Source organism: Hymenobacter cheonanensis, assembly GCF_030581075.1.
GTDB lineage: Bacteria > Bacteroidota > Bacteroidia > Cytophagales > Hymenobacteraceae > Hymenobacter.
Genome location: NZ_JAUQSW010000012.1, coordinates 110,307 through 129,280, shown reverse-complemented (window position 1 = coordinate 129,280; position 18,974 = coordinate 110,307). Strand labels below are relative to the sequence as shown.

Sequence of the window (18,974 nt, the reverse complement as noted above, 5' to 3'; positions counted from 1 at the left end):
CCCAACGTTTGAATTGACCAAGCCGCCAAATGATAGGCCACGCCAAACCAAAACCGCGGTGTGCTGGCCTATTAGCCAGGGCAGGTAGCGGCCGGGTGAATGCCTTGCCGATGCCTGGTGAGGGTGGGGCGCTTGGCCTTGCCTCTGGCGCCGCCGCCGCTGAAATCGATGGTCCAGATGCTGTCGAAGTCCTCGTCGGGCCACTCCAGCTCCTCATCCAGGCCTAGCTGCTTGGCGATTTCCGAAATGGCATTGTGTTCCCATACTACCAAGGCCGTACCGCGCTGGCGGCGCAGCTCCTGGGCCAGACCTTTTGCATTATCGACCGCATAGTCGCTGTTTACGCACAGGTTGTGCCGCACCGCATAGGGCGTAATGGTTTGGAACATGCGGGCCTGGCTGGTACTGTCGTCGTTGGTGCCGATGATGGGCACGTAGGCATAGTTGGGCGGCGTGGGCAGCAGCCGGTCGAGCACGGCCGGTAGAGCCAGCGCCCGGTTGAGGCCGGCGCACGATAGGTTATCGCCATCCGCAGGCTTTTCGCCGTGCCGGATAATGACCACCCGCAGCACCCGGGGCCGGCGCACGGGCGGCGCCAGCGGGCTAAGGCGATACAGCAAATACAGGCGGGCTTTGTCGAGTGCGGTAAAGTCGGGCATTGGGGACAGAAGGTGAGGAACTGGCGGCCAAACAGGGCTGGTAAGTATAAGGTTAGGGGCGCGGCAGGCGCCGGGGCCTAGCGGTAGCCGGCAGCCTGCAGCTGAAACAGCTCGGCGTAGCGGCCATTATTGGCCAACAGCTCCTCGTGCGAGCCGATTTCCTGCACCCGGCCGTGCTCTACCACTAAAATGCGGTCGGCCATGCGCACGGTGCTGAAGCGGTGGGAGATGAGCACGGCGGTTTTTCCCTGGGTCAGCTCCTTGAAGCGCTCGAACACCTCGTACTCGGCGCGGGCGTCGAGGGCGGCGGTGGGCTCGTCGAGGATGAGCAGCTGGGCCTCGCGCATGTAGGCGCGGCCCAGCGCAATTTTTTGCCACTCGCCGCCGCTTAGGTCCACGCCGCCGTTGAAGCGGCGGCCTATCATCTGGTCGTAGCCGAGCGGCAGCTTGGCGATAACCGAGTCGGCCAGGCTCTGGTGGGCGGCCTGCTCGATGCGGGGCTGGTTCTGGCGCTCCTCGATGCGGCCCACGGCCAGGTTCTGGCCGGCGGGCAGCTGGAAGCGCACAAAATCCTGGAAGATGACGCCGATTTCCTGGCGCAGCTCGGCGGGGTCGTACTCGCGCAGGTCGTGGCCGTCGAGCAGGATGCGGCCTTCGCTAGGGTCGTAGAGGCGGGCCAGCAGCTTGACGAGCGTGGTTTTGCCGGCGCCGTTTTCGCCCACCAGGGCCAGCTTTTCGCCGGCATGCAGCTCAAAGCTCAAATGGCGCAGGGCCCATTTTTCGGCGTTCTTGTACTTAAAGCCCACATCCTCAAACGTGAAGCCCTGCCGGATGGGGCGCGGAAACGGTCGCACGGCCTGCCCCACGGTGGGCCGCACAATGCGCGGCGTAATCTGAAAGAAGTCGAAAAAGTCCTGCAAGTACAGCGCGCCGTCGGCCACCTGGCTGAAACGGCTCAGGATGCCTTCGAGCAGCGCGCGCAGCCTAGCGAAAGAGCCCGCCAGAAACGTGAGCTGGCCGATGGAAATAGCCCCGCTCACGGCTTGCTTAATAATATATAAGTACGCCCCGTAATAGCCCGCCGCGCCGATGGCCGCGAACACCGTGCCCCAGCCGGCGCGGCGCAGGGCCAGCGCCTTATTCTGGCGGTAAAACTGGTCGGAGAGCGTGGAGAAGCGGGCGATGAGAAAATCAGAAAGGCCGAAGATTTTGACTTCCTTGGCGGTTTCGTCGCTAGCCCCGGTTTGGCGCAGGTAGTCGAGTTCGCGGCGCTCGGGCGTCCAGGAGTGCGAAAGCGAGTAGCTGCGCTCGTTGAAGTGGCTCTCGCCCAAAAAGGCGGGCACCACGGCCAGCAGCAGCAGCCCCAGCAGCCAGGGCTGGAAGGCCACGAGCCCCCCGGCCAGCAGCACGAGCGTGATGGCATCCTGGCCCTGGGCCAGCACTTGGCTCATGAGCACCGACCGCGAGAGCGTTTGGCGGCGGGCGCGCTCCAGTTTGTCGTAAAAGGCACTGTCCTCAAACTGGTCCAAGTCCAGCTCGGCGGCGTGGCGCATGAGGCGCACCGAGCTGGCATTGGCAAAGAGGTCGCCGAGCAGCGAGTCGAGCAGGGCCACGGCGCGGCCCAAGGCGTCGGTAAGCAGCACGAGGCTAAACTCCAGCGCCACCAGCCCGAACACCGGTGACACGGCCCGGCCAGCCGCTGGCAGCCGGCTCAGCTGCACAACATCATCCAGAATAAGGCGCCCGATGTAGAGCATGGCCAGCGGCAGCGCCGCCCGCAGCAGGCGCAGGGCAATGTTGCCCAGCGTGAGGCCCGGCGAAGTGAGCCAGATAAGCTTCAGAAAGGCCGGCAGGTGGCGCAGCGCCGATACCCGCTCGCGCACGCTCACGGCGGGCTTATCGGGGCCGCGCCCGTGGCCGGGGTTTTTGGCAGAAATACTTGTTAGGAGGGAGGTTAACCAATTCATAGGCTAGCGGTACGGCACATTTGGGGCCGGGGTGGGATAGAGGCCGTTTTGGCAGGCCGAATTATTTTACCACGCCCGCAATGGAAATGAGCCCGACCTTTGCGGCACTTATGCTTGGTTCGTATTCGCGGGGCTTCTGGCTGATGTGCCTGTCGTCGTTTCTGTTTTTTGCTTCATTCAACTTATTGCTCCCCGAACTGCCTGGCCACCTCACGCGGCTGGGCGGCGGCGAGTACAAAGGCTTTATCATTGCCTTGTTTACCCTCACGGCGGCTATTTCGCGGCCGTTTTCGGGCAAGCTGGCCGACACGGTGGGGCGCATTCCGGTGATGGTGCTCGGGTCGCTGGTATGCGTGCTCTGCGGGCTGGTGTATCCGTGGGCGCTCACGGTGGCCAGCTTTCTGGGGCTGCGGCTGCTGCACGGCTTCAGCACCGGCTTCAAGCCCACGGGCACCGCCGCTTTTGTAGCCGACATTGTGCCCGCCGAAAAGCGTGGCGAGGCCATGGGCCTGCTCGGCATGACGGGCAGCCTGGGCATGGCCATCGGGCCGTGGTTTGGCACCCAGGTGGTCGAGCACTTCTCGCTCAATACCATGTTCTACTGCTCGGCCGGCATGGCTTTGCTGTCGGTACTGGTGCAGGGCTCGCTCACCGAAACCCTGCCGCTGGCGCAGCGGCGGCGCTTCAGCTTCGCCCTGCTCCGGCTCGACTGGCGCCAGGAGGTGCTGGAGCCCCGGGTGTTTGCCCCCGCGCTCACTACCATTCTGTGCTTGTTTCCGTTTGGGGCGGTGCTCACCGTTATTCCCGACCAAAGCCAGGTGCTGGGCCTGCCTAGCAAAGGCTTGTTTTACATCTACTACACGGTGGCGGCCCTGGTGGTGCGGCTGGTGGCGGGCAAGGCCAGCGATACCTACGGCCGGGTGCCGGTGCTGCGCTGGTCGGCCGGCATTCTGGCGCTGGGGCTGGCGGTGCTGGTGTGGTCGCCGTCGGTGCCGGTGTTTTTGCTGGGGGCCGTCATATTCGGCGTAGGCACGGGCCTGAACTCGCCCACGCTCTACGCCTGGACCATCGACCTGAGCCACCCCGCGCGCCGGGGCCGGGGCGTGGCCACCATGTACATTGCCCTCGAAGTGGGCATCGGCATCGGGGCGCTGCTGGCCGGCTGGATTTTCGACAACCAGCCCGCCCGCCTGCCCTGGGTGCACGCCCTGAGCCTGGCGAGCGTGCTCGCGGCCCTGGCCTACCTCTGGCTGGGCGTGCAGGCGCAGCCGCCCGGCCCGGCCGAAAACGACGTGCCCGCCGCCCAGGCCCTGGCCGTGGGCGCGCCCGAGGAAGTGGTGTAGAATAGGTGAGGAAGAGTTGGTAATTAGCTGGCAGAAGCCTACTTTTACCGAGCTGCGCTAGGCTATATAAGCCTTTTTTAACCCAGCAGCTTTCTCTTCCTGCTATGGTTACAAAATTACTCGTAACAGTCCCACTGGCAATGAGCGCGGCTATGCTGCTAGGCCCCGCTGCCGCCGCCCAGCAGGCTCCGGCCGTGCAGCCCGTCGAAATAAAATTTGGCAAGCCGGAGCCCGTCGATTTTCAGGCCAAAAGCTTTGTGGGCGACAGCGCCGCGCCGGCCGTGGTGCTCTACGACTACGGCGTCACGCGCTTCCGCCTCACTAACAACAGCTTTCAGCTGGAGTCGGAGCGCATAACGCGCATCAAGATTCTCAAAAAAGCCGGCTACGAGATGGCCACGGTGGAAATACCACTTTACCACCAGGGAACGAGAGAAGAAAAAATAGTGGGCCTGCGCGGTTTCACCTACAACGAGGTGGGCGGCAAAATCGAAAAGGTGAAGCTCGAAACGGGCCAGGCCTTTACGGAAGAGCGCACCAAAAACCTGAAGGTGCGCAAGTTTACGCTGCCTGGCGTGCGCGAGGGCGCCGTGATTGAGTACGCCTACACGGTAACGTCGGACTTCCTGTTCAACTTCCAGGACTGGACGTTTCAGCGCGAAATACCCACCCGCTGGAGCGAGTTTCAGGCCGAAATTCCGGAGTATTTCGACTACAAGATGCTGATGCAGGGCTACGTGCCACTGACGCTGCAAACCCAGGAAAAGAGCCAGACGCAGTATATGCTGCATACCGCGGGCGGCTTTACCGAAGGAGGCAGCGACTTTAATGGAACCGTGGGCCGCGTGGCAGCCAGCAGCGAAGCCTTCAAAGCCCAGGTTACCAACTATCACTGGGCCATGCAGAACGTGCCCGCCCTGCGCGACGAGCCCTACATGACGACCACCCGCGACTACGTGGCGCGCATCAACTTTGAGCTGGCCGGCCAGCGCATGCCCGGCGACACGTACCGCAATGTGAGCGGCTCCTGGGAAAAAATCAATACCGACCTGCTGGCCAGCGACGAGTTTGGCGGCCAGCTAGGCCGCGCGGGCTTTCTGGCCGAAGCCATTAAGCCCTTGGTTGCGCAGTACCCCGACCCGGCCGCGCGGGCGGCGGCGGTGCGCGAGCTGGTGCTGAAGAGCGTGAAGTACGACGGCACCAACCGCTACTCGGCCAGCGGCCCGCTCAAGAAGAGCTACGAGCTGCACCGCGGCACGTCGGCCGACGTGAACCTGCTGCTGATTGCGGCCCTGCGCCAGGCGGGGCTGGCCGCCCAGCCCGTCATCCTCAGCACCCGCGCCCACGGCCGCGTCAACCAGGCGTTTCCGCTGCTCGAGCAGTTCAACTACGTAATTGGCGTGCTGCCGCTGGCCGATAACAAAGAGCTGCTGCTCGACGCCACCGAGCCGCTGCTGCCGTGCGGCGTGCTGCCCACCCGCTGCCTCAACCAAACCGGCCGCCTCGTGGCCGACAAAGACCAGGCCGGCCGCTGGGTGAACCTGCTGCCGAGCCAGCGCCACAACCACTACCAGGAAATAAAGCTGACGCTGGACGAGCAGGGCAACCTCACGGGCAAGGTGCACGAAGAGCACGCCGGCTACTCGGGCGCCGCCATGCGCGAAAAACTCCAGCAGCTGGGCGAGAAAAAATACCTCACCGAGCTAGCCAGCCGCCACCCCAGCTGGGAGTTTCCGGCCTACACCTTCGGCGAAGTGGCCGAGGTGAGCAAGCCCCTGACCCTGAACTACGAGGTGCGCCAGCCGGCTAGCACGCCGGGCACGGCCAAGGAGCTGTACGTGAGCCCGCTGGCCGCCTTTGGCGAAAGCCAGAATCCCTTTCGCCACGCCGAGCGCACCTACCCGGTAGATTTCGGGGCCGCCAACCAGGAGGTGATTATGCTGACCCTGACGCTGCCCGCCGGCTACACCGCCGAGCTGCCCAAGCCGGCCGCCATCTCGCTGCCCGAGCAGGGCGGGCGCTACGTGTACGCGGCCAGCAGCCCCACGCCCGGCACCGTGCAGCTGGTGAGCCGCCTCTCGCTCGACAAGCCTTTTTACAGTGCCGAGGAGTATGCCTCGCTGCGCGAATTTTACCGCCTGGCCCTGGCCAAGCAGGCGGAAGCATTGGTAATCAGAAAAATGTAGGGCGAAGCTGCCGGGCCGGCGCACGCGGCCCGGCAGCTTGCTTTGTCTGTAAAGTATATGGTTTGGATGAAAACCCGGCCCTGGTGGGCCCTGGCGGCGCTGGCCTGGCCCCTTAGCACAGCCCTAGCCCAAACGCCGGCTCCGAAAGAGCCCGCGCCCTTGCCGCTGCGCTTTGGCCAGCCCGACCCGGCCGACTTTGAGGCCGCCAGCTTTGCGGCCGATAGTGGCGCGGTAGCCGTGGTGCTGTGCGACTATGGCACGGCCCGCTTTGGCAGCGTGGCCGGCGAGATGAGCATTATTCACGAGCGCACGGTGCGCCTCAAGATTCTCAAAAAAGCCGGCTACGACTACGCCACCGTGGAAGTGCCGCTCTACCACAACAATGAGAATTCCGAAAAGCTGAGCAATCTGCGGGGCTTTACCTACGTGCGCGGTGCCGATGGCAAGCTGGCCAAAACCAAGCTCGACGCCAACACTGCCTTCGAGGAAAAGCGCACCAACAACCTGCAGGTGCGCAAATTTACGCTGCCCGGCGTGCAGGAAGGCGCCGTGATAGAATACGCCTACACGGTGACCTCGACGTTTTTCACTAACTTCCAGGACTGGACCTTTCAGCGCGAGATACCCACCCGCTGGAGCGAGTTTCGCACCAGTATTCCGCAGGTATACCAGTACAAGGCCCTGTACCAGGGCTACTTGCCTCTAGCCATCAATGAGATGGGCAAAGGCTCGGTAACGATGCTGCTGACGCGGCGGGTAGGCGAGGGCGCGGGCGCCCTGGCCGGCACCATGAGCGGCGAATCGAGCGTGAGCCTGAGTACCGAGCAGCACCGCTGGGTTATCCGCAACGCGCCCGCCTTTCGCGAGGAGCCCTACCTCACGACTGCCTCCGACTACCTGGCCCGCATGAACTTCGAGCTGGCCGGCATTCAGATGCCCGATGAGCCGTTTCGCGACCTCACCGACAGCTGGGCCAAGAAAAACAAGGTGCTGCTGGAAGATGAGTTTTTTGGGCTGGCCCTCAAGCACGGCAGCTTTCTGGCCGAAGCGATTAAGCCTTTGATTGCGCAGTACCCCGACCCGGCCGCCCGGGCAGCGGCGGTGCGCGAGCTGGTGCTGAAGAGCGTGAAGTACGACGGCACCAACCGCTACTCGGCCAGCGGCCCGCTCAAGAAGAGCTACGAGCTGCACCGCGGCACGTCGGCCGATGTGAACCTGCTGCTGATTGCGGCCCTGCGCCAGGCGGGGCTGGCCGCCCAGCCCGTCATCCTCAGCACCCGGGCCCACGGCCGCGTGAGCCAGGAGTATCCGCTACTCGAGCAGTTCAACTACGTGATGGCCCTGGTGGAGCAGCCCGGCCAGCCCGACCTGCTGCTCGATGCCACCGAGCCCCTGCTGCCGGCCGGCGTGCTGCCCCGGTACTGTCTCAACCGCATTGGCCACACCGTGCCCGAAGCCGGCGACGGCCGCTGGGTGAGCCTGGAGCCCAGCCAGCGCTACCTGCATTTCCAAAACGTGCAGCTTACGCTCGATGCCCAAGGCAACCTGGCCGGGCAGGTGCAGGAAGAGTACAGTGGCTACGCCGGCCTCGAAGCCCGCGAGCAGATTCAGCAGCTAGGGGAGAAGAAATACGTGGCGCAGCTGGCGGCCACGCACCCCGGCTGGGAAATACCCACCTATGCCTTTAGTGCGCAGCAGCAGGTGAGCAAGCCGCTGGCCCTGCGCTACGACCTGCGCCAGCCCGCTGCCACGCCGGGCACCGCCCAGGAGCTGTACCTGAAGCCGCTGGAAGCGTTTGGCGAGGCGCAAAACCCGTTTCGGCACGCCGAGCGCAGCTACCCGGTCGATATCGGCATGGTGCAGCACGAAATAATTGTGCTGACCCTGGCGCTGCCCGCCGGCTACACCGCCGAGCTGCCCAAGCCGGCCTCGCTGATGCTGCCCGACAAGGGCGGGCGCTACGTGTACGCGGCCAGCAGCCCCACGCCCGGCACCGTGCAGCTCACCAGCCGCCTCACCCTCGATAAGCCCGTGTACAGCGCCGAAGAGTACCAGGGCCTGCGCGAGCTTTACCGCCAAATGCTGGCCAAGCAGGCCGAGGCGCTGGTTATCAGGAAGGCGGGCTAGGGCAGGTAAAAGCTTGATTTTTTAAAATTATTCAGTAGCTAGTGTTATGCTCCTTCCCGTTTTTGCCTCTCTGGTGCTGCTAGCCCCGCCCGCGCCCAAGTACCCGGCCGATGCCATTGCCCCTGCCCTGCGCGAAAACGCCCACGCCGTGGTGCGCGCCTACGACAAGGTGGTGGTAGTGAAATCGGCGGGCCAGCTCGTCGAAACCGTGCACAAAGTTGTGACGGTGCTCGACGAGGCCGGCAGCGACGACTACGGCCTCCTGACGGTGCCCTACGACGTGCTCAACCACATCAGCTACCTGCGCGGGGCCGTGTACAATGCGCAGGGCCAGCTGCTGCACCAGCTGCGCCCGGCCGAGGTGCACGACCAGGGCCTGGGCAGCGACGGTGGCAGCCTGATGACCGACAACCGGGTGCGCTACGCCGACCTGCGCCAGCCCGCCACGCCCTACACCGTAGAGTTTGACTACGAGATAGTATCGGAAAACACCCTCTTTTACCCCGATTGGCAGCCCCAGCACGCCGAAAACCTGGCCCTGGAAGGCGCCACCCTGCAAGTAACCACGCCCACCGCGCTGCCCCTGCGCTACCAGGAGCTGCTGCTGCCCGCCGGGGCAGCCAGCGCGCCGGTAGTTGCTAATAATCAAACTACGTACCGCTGGCAGCTGCCCGCCCACCCCGCCGTAGACGACGAGCCGCTGGCCCCTTCGCTGGAAGAGCAGCTGCCCGCCGTGCACCTGGCCCCGGCCACGTTTGAGGTGCAGGGCCACGCCGGCTCGCTGGCCTCGTGGCAGAGCCTGGGGCAGTGGGTGTATGCGCTAGGGCAGGGGCGCGACGTGCTGCCACCCGCCCTCACGGCCAAGATGGCCCAGCTGATTACCGTGGCGCCCGACCCCCGCGAGCGGGCCCGCAAGGTGTACGAGTTTTTGCAGGGCTCGACCCGCTACGTATCGGTGCAGCTGGGCCTGGGCGGCTGGCAAACGGCCCCGGCCAGCGCCGTAGTCAGCGGCGGCTACGGCGATTGCAAAGCCCTGAGCAACTACACCTGCGCCCTGCTGAAGGCCGCCGGCCTGCCCGCCTACGTGGCGCTGGTGGGCGCCGGGGCCGACCACGCCGACGTGCGCGCCAGCTTCCCGAGCAGCCAGTTCAACCACGCCATTCTGTGCATGCCGCTGGCCGCGTACGGCACCGTGCCGGCCGATACCGTGTGGCTGGAGTGCACGAGCCAGACCGAGGCGTTTGGCTACATGGGCAGCTTTACCGGCAACCGCCACGCGCTGCTGCTCACGCCCGAGGGCGGCCGCCTGGTGGCTACCCCGCGCTACGGCGCCCAGGCCAACCGCCAGCAGCGCCGCACCGACCTCTGGCTGACTGCCGATGGCGGTGCCAAAGCCACTGTGCGCACCCGCCGCCTGGGCCTGGCCCAGGACCGCTACGCCCAGCTGCTGCACGATGGTGACCCCGAGGAGCAGAAAAAATACGTCTCCAACCGGCTGCGCCTCAGTCATTTCACCATCACGAGCCTACGCCTGGCGGCGGCTCCTAGCGCTACCTTGCCCGGCGTGGTCGAAACCATGGGCCTGGAGCTGGCCAGCGTGGGCACGGCGGCCGGCCAGCGCATGTTGCTGGCCCCCAACGTGCTAGGGCGCCTGGGTGCGCTGCCTCCCCAGGTAGGCCCTCGCCAGGCGCCGCTGGCGCTGCCGGCCCCCGGCCTGTATCAAGACACTGTGCGCCTACACTTGCCCACCGGCTTCAAGGCCGAAAACCTGCCCCAGCCCACGCAGCTTACCACGGCCTACGGCACCTACTCCAGCACCTGCACCACCCTGCCCGATGGCACGCTGCAGTACGTGCGCCAGCTCGAAACCCGCCGCCCGGGCAGCGGCGCGCCCCTGCCCGCCACCAAATACACCGAGTACCAGGACTTCCGCCGCAAAGTGAGCCAGGCCGACAATGCGCAGGTAGTACTGGTGAAAACCGACGCCTAGCGGAGCATCCGCAAAATTATATAAAAGGACTTGGCTCGCCGTTTATCCAGTGCATGGTTTGCTTAATGGGTAAACGGCGAGCCAAGTCCTTTTTAAAGCTTGTAGCGCACCTGGGCCGTCACTTCCGAGCGGGCGTTGCCCTGAATCTGCTCCAGCCCCGAGCCAACAGTAGTTTGGTGGCGGTAGCGCGTATCGGCGTAGCGTAGCCATAGGGTAAAATGTTTGTTTAGAGTAGCTTGTATAAGGGCGTAGGCTCGTGTGCCCTGCCCGTAGAGCGCTGGCACCGACACGGCGTACAGCACATCCTGCTCAAAAATATACTGGCGCGTGTCGTAGTCGTCGGTGTCAAATACGGCGTAGCGGGCGGCCAGGCTCACGCGGCGCGCCAGCTGCACCGTGGCATCCTGGCTGAGCACGTAGCCGCGCCGCCAGGGTAGGTTGTCGTCGGCGCGCAGGTAGGTGGCCTGCAGGCGCGTGCGCAGCCCTAGCTGGGCCGTGGGCTGCACATCGCAATACAGCAGCAGCGAGTGGCGTAGTTGCTGGCCGGGCAGCGGTACCGCCCGCCCGGTAAGGCTGGTGGGCAGGTCGAGCGGCTTGAGGCGGGCGCGGTACTGGGCGTAAAGCAGGCTGGTTTTGGTGGGCGCGAAGGCTAGGCGCAGCAGCGCATCCTGGCCGTGGCTGGGAGCGCTCACGCGGTAGCGCAACCACGAAAACCGGAACTGGTCGAAGTACATCGTTATGTGGAATAAAGAATTTAACATAGAATATTGATTGTCAGTTTTTTGAAAATTTATTCGAAAAACATTGTAACTTGAAGGAAGCTATGGATCCTATTGATGAAGTGAAGGAAAGACTAGCTCAGAAAAGAGAAGAAATGGTCTGCCTGCGACAAGCACTACTGCATGAGCAACAGCAATTGAGCATGAATGAAATAGAAAAATAATTTATTATTAAAGATATTAATAATAAATTATTGAAATATTGAGAAAATATTGAGAAAATGGATTGGGCATTGCGACTATTTTCAGGTCAGGTCACTGCTCTTGAACTAGGTGAATCCCGTGCCTGAACGGACCTTTCAAGGGATAGTTTATGCTTAATGCGGACCAATCGCCAGCCTATCTATGATAGGTGTAGCAGGACTCTACTGGCACTGAATAGCTGTCTGATTTATGTTAGAGGGATTACGCAGTTATTTCAAAAAAGGCTGGTCAGGGGTAGTGGTCTGCGAACAGTATATAACCTCCTTAGCTGTTCTGTATAATGAAGTTGCCTCTGACAACCGGGGACTGACGCGCTGGTCCCAAACTAGTCGAACAAGTCAAGTGTGAGCCACCGGGGCACGCCGCTGGCCAGACAATCAGTCGAAATAATTCCAGCGCGGGCAGAAGTATCATCAAAGCGTGCAGGAACAGGAACTTCCGTATGCCTTATGACCTGTACCCAGCCGGGTAGTAGCCCCTCACTGACCAGACGCATCGGCCTCACCCACAAGAGGCTATCGTGTCGTTCAATCCCACCATTATCTGGTGAGACCTGCCACAGCAGGTAGTGTCCTGCCTGCGTCCCCAGTAGGGCATTCAGCAAATCAACTACGGTGTCTGTTGTAGTTGCCTCGTAGCCGGTAAGCTCCAGTAGAGTGCGTGCATTATGAGCTAGCCACCTTCGGGAAACACCCGCATGAACCAGTAATGTCTGCCCGACAGCAAAAGCAATCTGGAAATACGTCCTATGCCGCTGGTACGGCTCGGCCAGACGTGGGGCTAAGGCAGGTTAAAATCCCGCGCACCGAAAGGCCGGGTCGGGGTAGAGCAGATAGGGCAGGCAGTGGTTCCCCAGAAGCAATACTACCTGAACCAGATGCTGTCGTTTCAGAAGTAGGATGGCCCGGAAGTTGACCAGCATCGGTTCGTCGGCCACTTCAAAACTGTCGTTGTAGTCGCCCTACCCGGTCAGCCGCTTCTGCCGTGGACAGGAATACCTTTACCAGTTTACGTCAGTATGAGCGACCATGCAGGTCAGACACCACCAGGACTCTCATGAAATCAAACCACTTTATTAAAGATAATTTTCAAATATATAAGATGCTAAATTAGCGCTGAACTTTATTGCAAACGAGTGAAAATCATCATTTTTACTACCATCCGCAAAGTCTACAACAGACTTAATTGATAGAGGTTTAGGCTTAGGTAGAAAGCCTTCCTGAGATGCCAAGAATACTGAATAAGACTCCATTTCTATACCCAGCAACTTCCTTTGCTGCTTGTTTTCAATGTCTTTGATCATCTTACCATCAGCCAAGACAGCTGCTCCCGATCCAATAGGACCCAAGTGCAAATTTGGTTCTGTTCTAGGCTTATGATAAGTGATTTTACTTTTTATCTTGAATAAAATTTCAGGTGTTCTTTTTATTCGTTCTATAATTGCCTTTAATTCTGAGTCAAGAGGAAACTGATATGGCTCAGGCAAGAAATTTATTTCATTATCATTTAAAGAGAATTTTCCGCTACCATAATCCCAAACAGGGTCAGCAACTACTACATCTCCTAGTTCAACTCTACCCTTAACACCAGCCATGATACCAGGCATAATTATGTACTTTGGCTGAAAAAGCGCAATCATCTTAGTCGATAAAACAGCAGCAGCAGTTAACCCAACTCTGGAACAGCTAGCAGCATAAAATTTACGCACTTCCCCATTAACCACAATATTTGCCTTATAATATAAAGTGTGATCGTTAGATGTATCGGCTTCCTCCCATACCCAACCGTTCTCTAAAACACCAGTAAGTTCAGATTCCAATGCACATATAAATACCCCGAATGCATTGTATTCATTTCTCTTACGAGTAGGTTGATTGGCCAAAATCATTTGGTTAACTTTTGAGGATAACAAGTCAGACCACTTTTCAGAAGTTTCGTCATATTCTATAACAGTAAAGTTTTTATCAGAAAACTTATCCCTTATACTTGCAAACCTTTCTGACAATTGTGTTAGACCAATAACAAATGAAGGTGCACAATAATTACGATTGTCAGTTATGTCATGCAATAAATCAATGCCTCCATTAGGGTTCAGTTCTTCATTAAGCCTTGATGGTATTACAACATCCAAAATCATTAAATCGTAATTATTTTTAATCAAATTCCTTTTTGCCGCATACGAAGTTGTAACGTGCTCTATGCTTTCTATACTGATCCCGCATAACACTAGAGAAGCTGATACCTTTCTGCACTTGTTAGCGTCATCTTCGACTATAAGTACCTTCATATATGATTAACTAGTATAGATAAGTCCTCCTTCCAGCCCTCCAAGGCATTGTTATAGTAAACTATACCCTTATACATTGGAAGGTTTGCATTTATAAGCTCATTATTTAACTCATTTATTGTCATTTCTTCTTCATTCTCGCCGAACTTATGAAATTGTGTAACAATAATTACTGGAGTATAAATTTTCCTTCTCTTCATTTGAAACAATATCTCTCTACCGGCGAAAGCTTGAGGTCTACCGCCATCATCATACAGATTAATGTCAAATGTGGGCATTGTCATATCAAGTATGATTAGTCTAAAGTCATTATTTACAATAGCCTTCATTCCACTTTGAAATGACTTAGCTATCTCCAATCTAGTCAAATCCAAGGTTTCTTCAAGAAATGATATTATACGAGATCTTTTAACCTCGTCGTCTTCTACTACTAAAATATCCATAGTACTATTCAAAAATTATTACCATTGAACAACACTGGCAAGTATATTTCTACAAAAAACCTTCTACTTGATTCAGACTCATAACCGAAATTTAAGACAGGCTTATTGTCACTAAATTGAGTTGCAAAATCGTGAGTCAAGATTTTTTGAATCTTAAAGAACCCTGAGCCCCCTTCAGATTTAACATACGAAGCGGTCCTATTTTCTTTAATTTTATTTTTAATATCGATAACATCACGTCTACTTTTTTCTAGTATCTTGTCATCAAGAACATTATTCTCAATCTTGATAGTCATGTACTCACTCTCAATAGAGAGTTCAATAGAAGTTGCCGCCCTAGTAATATCACCCGAATACTTAGCAATATTTTCAAAAACATTGAATAGCATATCAACATAGCTAGGCAAATAGATTCCTTTTATTGATATCTTACTGACGCGAGGATCTATAACTTTGATGGAAATATCAAAGTCAGAATTAATCGTCTTTATACTTGCTAAACTAATAGCAACGGCATCTTCAATGTAGAAAGGCTCATTAGCGATAGTCTTAGATAGTCTGAACCATTCGGAAGTCCTATCAAAAGCAAGCTGCACTTCATTATTCGCCTTGTGAATTGCAGCATTTATCTCAGAAGCATCAATAAAGGCTGGCAACTGATTTAGACCTTTGTTAAGCTCAATAAACAGGTCGTTAGCCTTAGGTTTCGCTTCCAATATAATTCTGTCACGAACGATACTCAACACTTGTTCGAGTGTATAGAATAAATTTTGAAAAACCTCATCAACGAACTCATTAATTGTTATCTCCTCAGTAATAACACCGGAGAATATTTTTATTCCATCCTTCGATAGCATGAAATCGAAAAGCCCTTTGTCTTCTGGCTTTTTCTTTATCTGAATCCATTCAGCTATTATAGTATTAATAAGTTTATCAAATTCAGTAGAAAATTCCGTAAGTGCATTACTTACCTTTTCCTCGTAAAAACTTCCATTAACGGAAAGACGATCTAACCAATACTTATTTTTTTTGTAAGCATTATTAGAGCTCTCCCTTTGAGTGATAAGATGAGCTTGCTCAATAGAGCTTCTTAAGTGACCAGATAGAGTTCCATGACGAATTCTAACACTGAGATAAGCATCTAGCCCATGTTCTGAATTTGAAAGGAAATGGTCCATTATCTCATATATTAATGACTCAAATAAAGCATATGTCTCATTTTGAGGAATAGAAATTATCATCAAAGAATCTCTTACATCCTTCTTATTTCTTTCGTGTATTGATGCTTCAATAACTGCCTGAATTCTAGCTATAGAATCTGCATCTATCCCCTCTTTTATTAAAGATAAATATCTATTAAACTTATCTTGTATTCCTTTTGGCAAGGAAATTTTAAGACCTTCCGTATCTACATATATTTTACTTAGCTCTACTTGGACCCCTCTTTCCTTTATCATTATTTTTCTCTGTATATCCTTAATCTCGGATTGGTACGTCTCTTTACCCTTCTCATCTATAGCAATTAAAAGCCTACAAACAGACAGACGCTCTCTCATTATGTCTTGAGAAGATTCGAAATAGATGGAGTTATCTAATACATTTTCAATACAAACATTATTTAGATAGTATACCAAGTACTTTACATCGAAAGCGTCAGAAATCTTATAAAGCTGAGATGGTTTTTCAAGCTCATAAGATTCTAGAAAGTCTTCGTAAGCGTAATTCCTTTTTCTTTCATATGAACTATCAAAATATTTGACATAAATGTCTAAAAGTATAGAAAGGTCTATGCTACTTTTCAAAGCATCCCATTCTTGGGCAGTTGCACTCACACATTCTGCTATTGGTAATATGTTCCTACTATTTATATTTTCTAAGACAGAATCTAAAATGACGTGGATACATTCTTTTATCCTACCCACACTGAGGAGAGCACGAGTATACATTCTTAGTGCATTGTACTTATAAAATAATAATTCTGAATTTGCTAAAACATTCAATGCTTTTATAGCTGAATCGTATTTTTCGTTGTAGTAGTTATATATGCCACTAAATAACAATCCATCTGCTCGAATAATTTCATTAGCATTATACGAATCAAACTCTGAAGTGGGATCTACTCCTATAGCGTATAAACTAACTAAATCATCACAGCAACCATTCGCTAGTTGCTGCATATTCTTTATTAGAGAAAATCTTTCTCTAACTCCATTGGTAAGTAAAAATCTATTGACATCAAACGTACTTCCGTTGGAATACATCAAATTAATGTATTGCTGATTTTCATCGTTTAACAGATTGGTTGTGTATAAAATTGCAAATACTATGCAGAAATCTGCCCAACTGAACCCATAAAAGTTTGTAGCTAACCTAAGTAAGTTAATGATCGATTGCTCATAATTATTATCGAACATACTTACAGATTTCACATAGGTAAAAACGTCTTGAAAAACACTTTTCTCATTTAACAAGGCGTCGGTAGCAAACGCACTAGATATTTTAGCTAAAAAAAACCAAGCTGTGTAATCTGTAGTATCTACTAACAAAGCGTGCTTAAGCGTGCTAACAATCAGCTCTTTACCTTTATCTATATCAAAAAATACTTCCGACATACGTGTTGCACCATTGCTAATGCTTAATCCATGAATCCTGCGGTCATTTATAATAACCCCAAGCTCATTGATTTTCGACGCTACGTATTTTAAGCTATACTTTAACTTGGAATCTTTTTTTACGTTTGTTTCAAATATGCTTTTAGAAACAAAAATAAATGCTTCATATAAGTCAATTATTGAAATTGTGCTTGATATACGAATTATATCAAATAAATCAATGGCTTTGAGTTCTGAATAAGGGAGTAGATGATACTTAATGAATGATACAATTCCCTTATCAGTTTTTATGGAATCAAGCAAATGCAGTATTTCGACTTCAAAAGTTGACGGCGCCACAGTGGGCTCATTTCTATAGCTTATGTAGTGCACAACCACAGTAAGCAAATTCGAATGACTAAAGGAAGCCTTAATTGTATTTGAATATTTTTTCTGAGATTCTAATCCTTTAGTATACTGTAGATAGGCTATTTTTTTGTTAATTAACCACACTGAAACTCCTAATTCAGCTTCAATAGTATTGAGTAAATTACCCGCTTCTTCATAATTTCCGAATAGCATGCACTTTTCGAAAGCCTGGCTATACTTTATGAATATATTAATTTTTTCACAAAATACAGTAAATACCGAACAGCACCATGAAGTGTCGCGCTTAAATGAGACAAAATTTATGCGAGTACTTGAATTTATCTCGCTGTACGTTTTAGGAAATGGAATTGACAACAGATTTTTATTTAACTTATCGTTCTGATATATCCAAGTTAATAAATTAGTATAATCGAGCGGAAGCAATTCTACTCTAGCAATATTTAGAACCTCGATAGGGCTTTTAGATTTAATGATAGCGGCTTTAAACCAATGAATACTTTTCCTTTTCATAATTAAGCTACTTATTTCAGCGGTAAATACAATTTTTATTTCGATGCTATTTTGACCCTCTTGTTTGCAAAAATCACATGCCAAACTACTTAGCTACTGTTGAAGAAATTGAAGCAAAACTAGGGTTGGGTACCATTGCTGTCCACTCATTATGAGTATTTAATGCTACTTCTGACACACGTTTAACAAGGAGTTGTTCAGAAACTTTGCTGCTACTATACTCATCAATTTGAAATTTGTATTTCATTACTTCTACTTCTATTGTCCTTTGTGCGCTGCGATAGATACTCCAAAGCTTTTGAGGAGTGCGAATCTGTACCCAAGAAGTTATACCTGCTGCTAAAACAGATAAAATAGATGGTATAATTTGAGCTGTAAATTTGCATGTGCCTCCATACGCGATAAAGAGAGGTGCTGAGAGAGAATTTATTAAAATCAGCGCAAATAGCGCTTTTGAACTTCTCTTCTTTCTATCAGCTTTAATTGCAAATTCTTGGCAAATTCTTTGGGCGTAAGCCAAGGCATTTTCTGGATTATTTTCACTCATAGTACAATCTACCTGCTCTGGCAAGTTACATCACAGTTGCTATTTATAAAATAAGAATACAGATTGTATTATAATATTATTATAGTATTCACTGCGAGTCAGTAAGGGGCTGATGTCCGTCAACAATAAAGCGAGTGGGAACCTAGGAACTTCGCTCGCCACTTATTGGCTCATATTCTTTTAGGTTAGCCCGATTTCCTAACACTCTCTAAGTGGTAGAGGGGCTATCCTAAACTGGCTTGCAGATACTTACGATAGCGCTTCACACTTGATGGACTAATACCGGTCAGAGCCACCGTTTCAGCTACGGACAAACCTTTTTCCAGCGCTTTTCTTACTTTAGTTAGGTTATCGGCATTTAGGCCTTTGGGTCGGCCGATGTGCTTTCCCTGCGCGGCGGCCAACTGCTGGCCAGCACGGGTCTTTTCCAGGATGCTCTCGCGGTCATACTCGGCAAGGGCTGCGAAGATGGCCAGCATAAACTTACCAGCCGGATTCGTGGTGTCGATGCCTAGGTCCAGGGCCTTGAAGTGCACCCCGCGTTGGTGAAACGAATGTACTAAATAAATGATGTGGTCACGGCTGCGGCCCAGACGAAAGAAGCGGGCCACCAGTACTGTATCACCCTCCCTAAGTAAGTGCAGCAGTTCATCAAGCGCCGGGCGCTGCACGCTCGTGCCGCTAATCTTATCCTGAAAGATGCGGTTGCAGCCGGCCTTAGTCAGTAGGTCGAGCTGGGTGTCGAGGTTCTGGTCGAGAGTCGAGACGCGGGCGTAGCCGAAGGTCTGAGGCATAGTGAGGTCAATAAGCCTAGTTCACAAAAATAAGCGACAGTTTGTTTTTGGCCCGACTTCTTGGCCCTTACTTTTTTGCCGTTATTAACTCCCAAAGGCTGCGGGTTAGAGAGGCCAGGAAGTTATGACTTTCTGAACTCCATTCTAACTAGTTGCA

12 protein-coding genes are annotated in these 18,974 nt (G+C 53.6%); 4 read left to right on the top strand and 8 right to left on the bottom strand.

Going from position 1 to position 18,974, the window contains the following annotated elements; genetic code table 11:
* Positions 1 to 71: 71 nt before the first annotated feature.
* Positions 72 to 659, bottom strand: coding sequence for a histidine phosphatase family protein (locus Q5H89_RS19755; protein WP_305021073.1), 588 nt, complete (start codon positions 657 to 659; stop codon positions 72 to 74).
* A gap of 77 nt (positions 660 to 736) precedes the next feature.
* Positions 737 to 2,626 carry an ABC transporter ATP-binding protein gene (locus Q5H89_RS19750; RefSeq protein ID WP_305021072.1) on the bottom strand — a complete coding sequence of 630 codons (1,890 nt, stop codon included), beginning with the start codon at positions 2,624 to 2,626 and terminating at the stop codon, positions 737 to 739.
* 80 nt (positions 2,627 to 2,706) lie between these two features.
* Between Q5H89_RS19750 and Q5H89_RS19745 the strand changes: the two genes are divergently transcribed.
* The 4 genes from Q5H89_RS19745 (at position 2,707) to Q5H89_RS19730 (ending at position 10,272) form a co-directional block, all read left to right on the top strand.
* A complete protein-coding gene (locus tag Q5H89_RS19745; RefSeq protein WP_305021071.1) occupies positions 2,707 to 3,969 on the top strand; it encodes an MFS transporter in 1,263 nt (420 codons plus the stop codon).
* A gap of 104 nt (positions 3,970 to 4,073) precedes the next feature.
* Positions 4,074 to 6,155, top strand: coding sequence for a DUF3857 domain-containing protein (locus Q5H89_RS19740; protein ID WP_305021070.1), 2,082 nt, complete (start codon positions 4,074 to 4,076; stop codon positions 6,153 to 6,155).
* A gap of 57 nt (positions 6,156 to 6,212) precedes the next feature.
* Positions 6,213 to 8,282 (top strand): DUF3857 domain-containing protein, encoded by a 2,070-nt coding sequence (locus tag Q5H89_RS19735; RefSeq protein ID WP_305021069.1) that lies wholly within the window; start codon positions 6,213 to 6,215, stop codon positions 8,280 to 8,282.
* A 46-nt stretch (positions 8,283 to 8,328) separates the two neighbouring features.
* Entirely contained in the window at positions 8,329 to 10,272 is a 1,944-nt protein-coding gene (locus tag Q5H89_RS19730; protein WP_305021068.1) for a DUF3857 and transglutaminase domain-containing protein, read from the top strand.
* Between the two features lie 92 nt (positions 10,273 to 10,364).
* Here Q5H89_RS19730 and Q5H89_RS19725 read toward each other — a convergent pair whose 3' ends face one another.
* The 6 genes from Q5H89_RS19725 to Q5H89_RS19700 all read right to left on the bottom strand — a co-directional run bounded on the left by Q5H89_RS19725 (position 10,365) and on the right by Q5H89_RS19700 (position 18,817).
* A complete protein-coding gene (locus tag Q5H89_RS19725) occupies positions 10,365 to 11,033 on the bottom strand; it encodes a hypothetical protein (RefSeq protein WP_305021067.1) in 669 nt (222 codons plus the stop codon).
* Positions 11,034 to 12,330: 1,297 nt separating this feature from the next.
* Positions 12,331 to 13,542, bottom strand: a complete 1,212-nt coding sequence (locus Q5H89_RS19720; protein ID WP_305021066.1) for a phosphorylase family protein — start codon at positions 13,540 to 13,542, stop codon at positions 12,331 to 12,333.
* Positions 13,539 to 13,985, bottom strand: coding sequence for a response regulator (locus tag Q5H89_RS19715; RefSeq protein ID WP_305021065.1), 447 nt, complete (start codon positions 13,983 to 13,985; stop codon positions 13,539 to 13,541). Before Q5H89_RS19715 ends, Q5H89_RS19720 begins: the two co-directional genes overlap by 4 nt.
* An 8-nt stretch (positions 13,986 to 13,993) precedes the next feature.
* Entirely contained in the window at positions 13,994 to 17,560 is a 3,567-nt protein-coding gene (locus Q5H89_RS19710; RefSeq protein WP_305021064.1) for a hypothetical protein, read from the bottom strand.
* Between the two features lies 1 nt (position 17,561).
* Entirely contained in the window at positions 17,562 to 18,023 is a 462-nt protein-coding gene (locus Q5H89_RS19705; RefSeq protein ID WP_305021063.1) for a DUF4231 domain-containing protein, read from the bottom strand.
* Between the two features lie 224 nt (positions 18,024 to 18,247).
* Positions 18,248 to 18,817, bottom strand: a complete 570-nt coding sequence (locus tag Q5H89_RS19700) for a recombinase family protein (protein WP_305021062.1) — start codon at positions 18,815 to 18,817, stop codon at positions 18,248 to 18,250.
* Positions 18,818 to 18,974 lie beyond the last annotated feature (157 nt).

What these genes read in the sequence shown, in the direction of transcription:
- Q5H89_RS19720 (WP_305021066.1), bottom strand. Translation starts at nt 13,542, where the DNA reads ATGAAGGTACTTATAGTCGAAGATGACGCTAACAAGTGCAGAAAGGTA.
- Q5H89_RS19750 (WP_305021072.1), bottom strand. Translation starts at nt 2,626, where the DNA reads ATGAATTGGTTAACCTCCCTCCTAACAAGTATTTCTGCCAAAAACCCC.
- Q5H89_RS19745 (WP_305021071.1), top strand. Translation starts at nt 2,707, where the DNA reads ATGGAAATGAGCCCGACCTTTGCGGCACTTATGCTTGGTTCGTATTCG.
- Q5H89_RS19730 (WP_305021068.1), top strand. Translation starts at nt 8,329, where the DNA reads ATGCTCCTTCCCGTTTTTGCCTCTCTGGTGCTGCTAGCCCCGCCCGCG.
- Q5H89_RS19705 (WP_305021063.1), bottom strand. Translation starts at nt 18,023, where the DNA reads ATGAGTGAAAATAATCCAGAAAATGCCTTGGCTTACGCCCAAAGAATT.
- Q5H89_RS19755 (WP_305021073.1), bottom strand. Translation starts at nt 659, where the DNA reads ATGCCCGACTTTACCGCACTCGACAAAGCCCGCCTGTATTTGCTGTAT.
- Q5H89_RS19715 (WP_305021065.1), bottom strand. Translation starts at nt 13,985, where the DNA reads ATGGATATTTTAGTAGTAGAAGACGACGAGGTTAAAAGATCTCGTATA.
- Q5H89_RS19740 (WP_305021070.1), top strand. Translation starts at nt 4,074, where the DNA reads ATGGTTACAAAATTACTCGTAACAGTCCCACTGGCAATGAGCGCGGCT.
- Q5H89_RS19725 (WP_305021067.1), bottom strand. Translation starts at nt 11,033, where the DNA reads ATGTTAAATTCTTTATTCCACATAACGATGTACTTCGACCAGTTCCGG.
- Q5H89_RS19735 (WP_305021069.1), top strand. Translation starts at nt 6,213, where the DNA reads ATGGTTTGGATGAAAACCCGGCCCTGGTGGGCCCTGGCGGCGCTGGCC.
- Q5H89_RS19700 (WP_305021062.1), bottom strand. Translation starts at nt 18,817, where the DNA reads ATGCCTCAGACCTTCGGCTACGCCCGCGTCTCGACTCTCGACCAGAAC.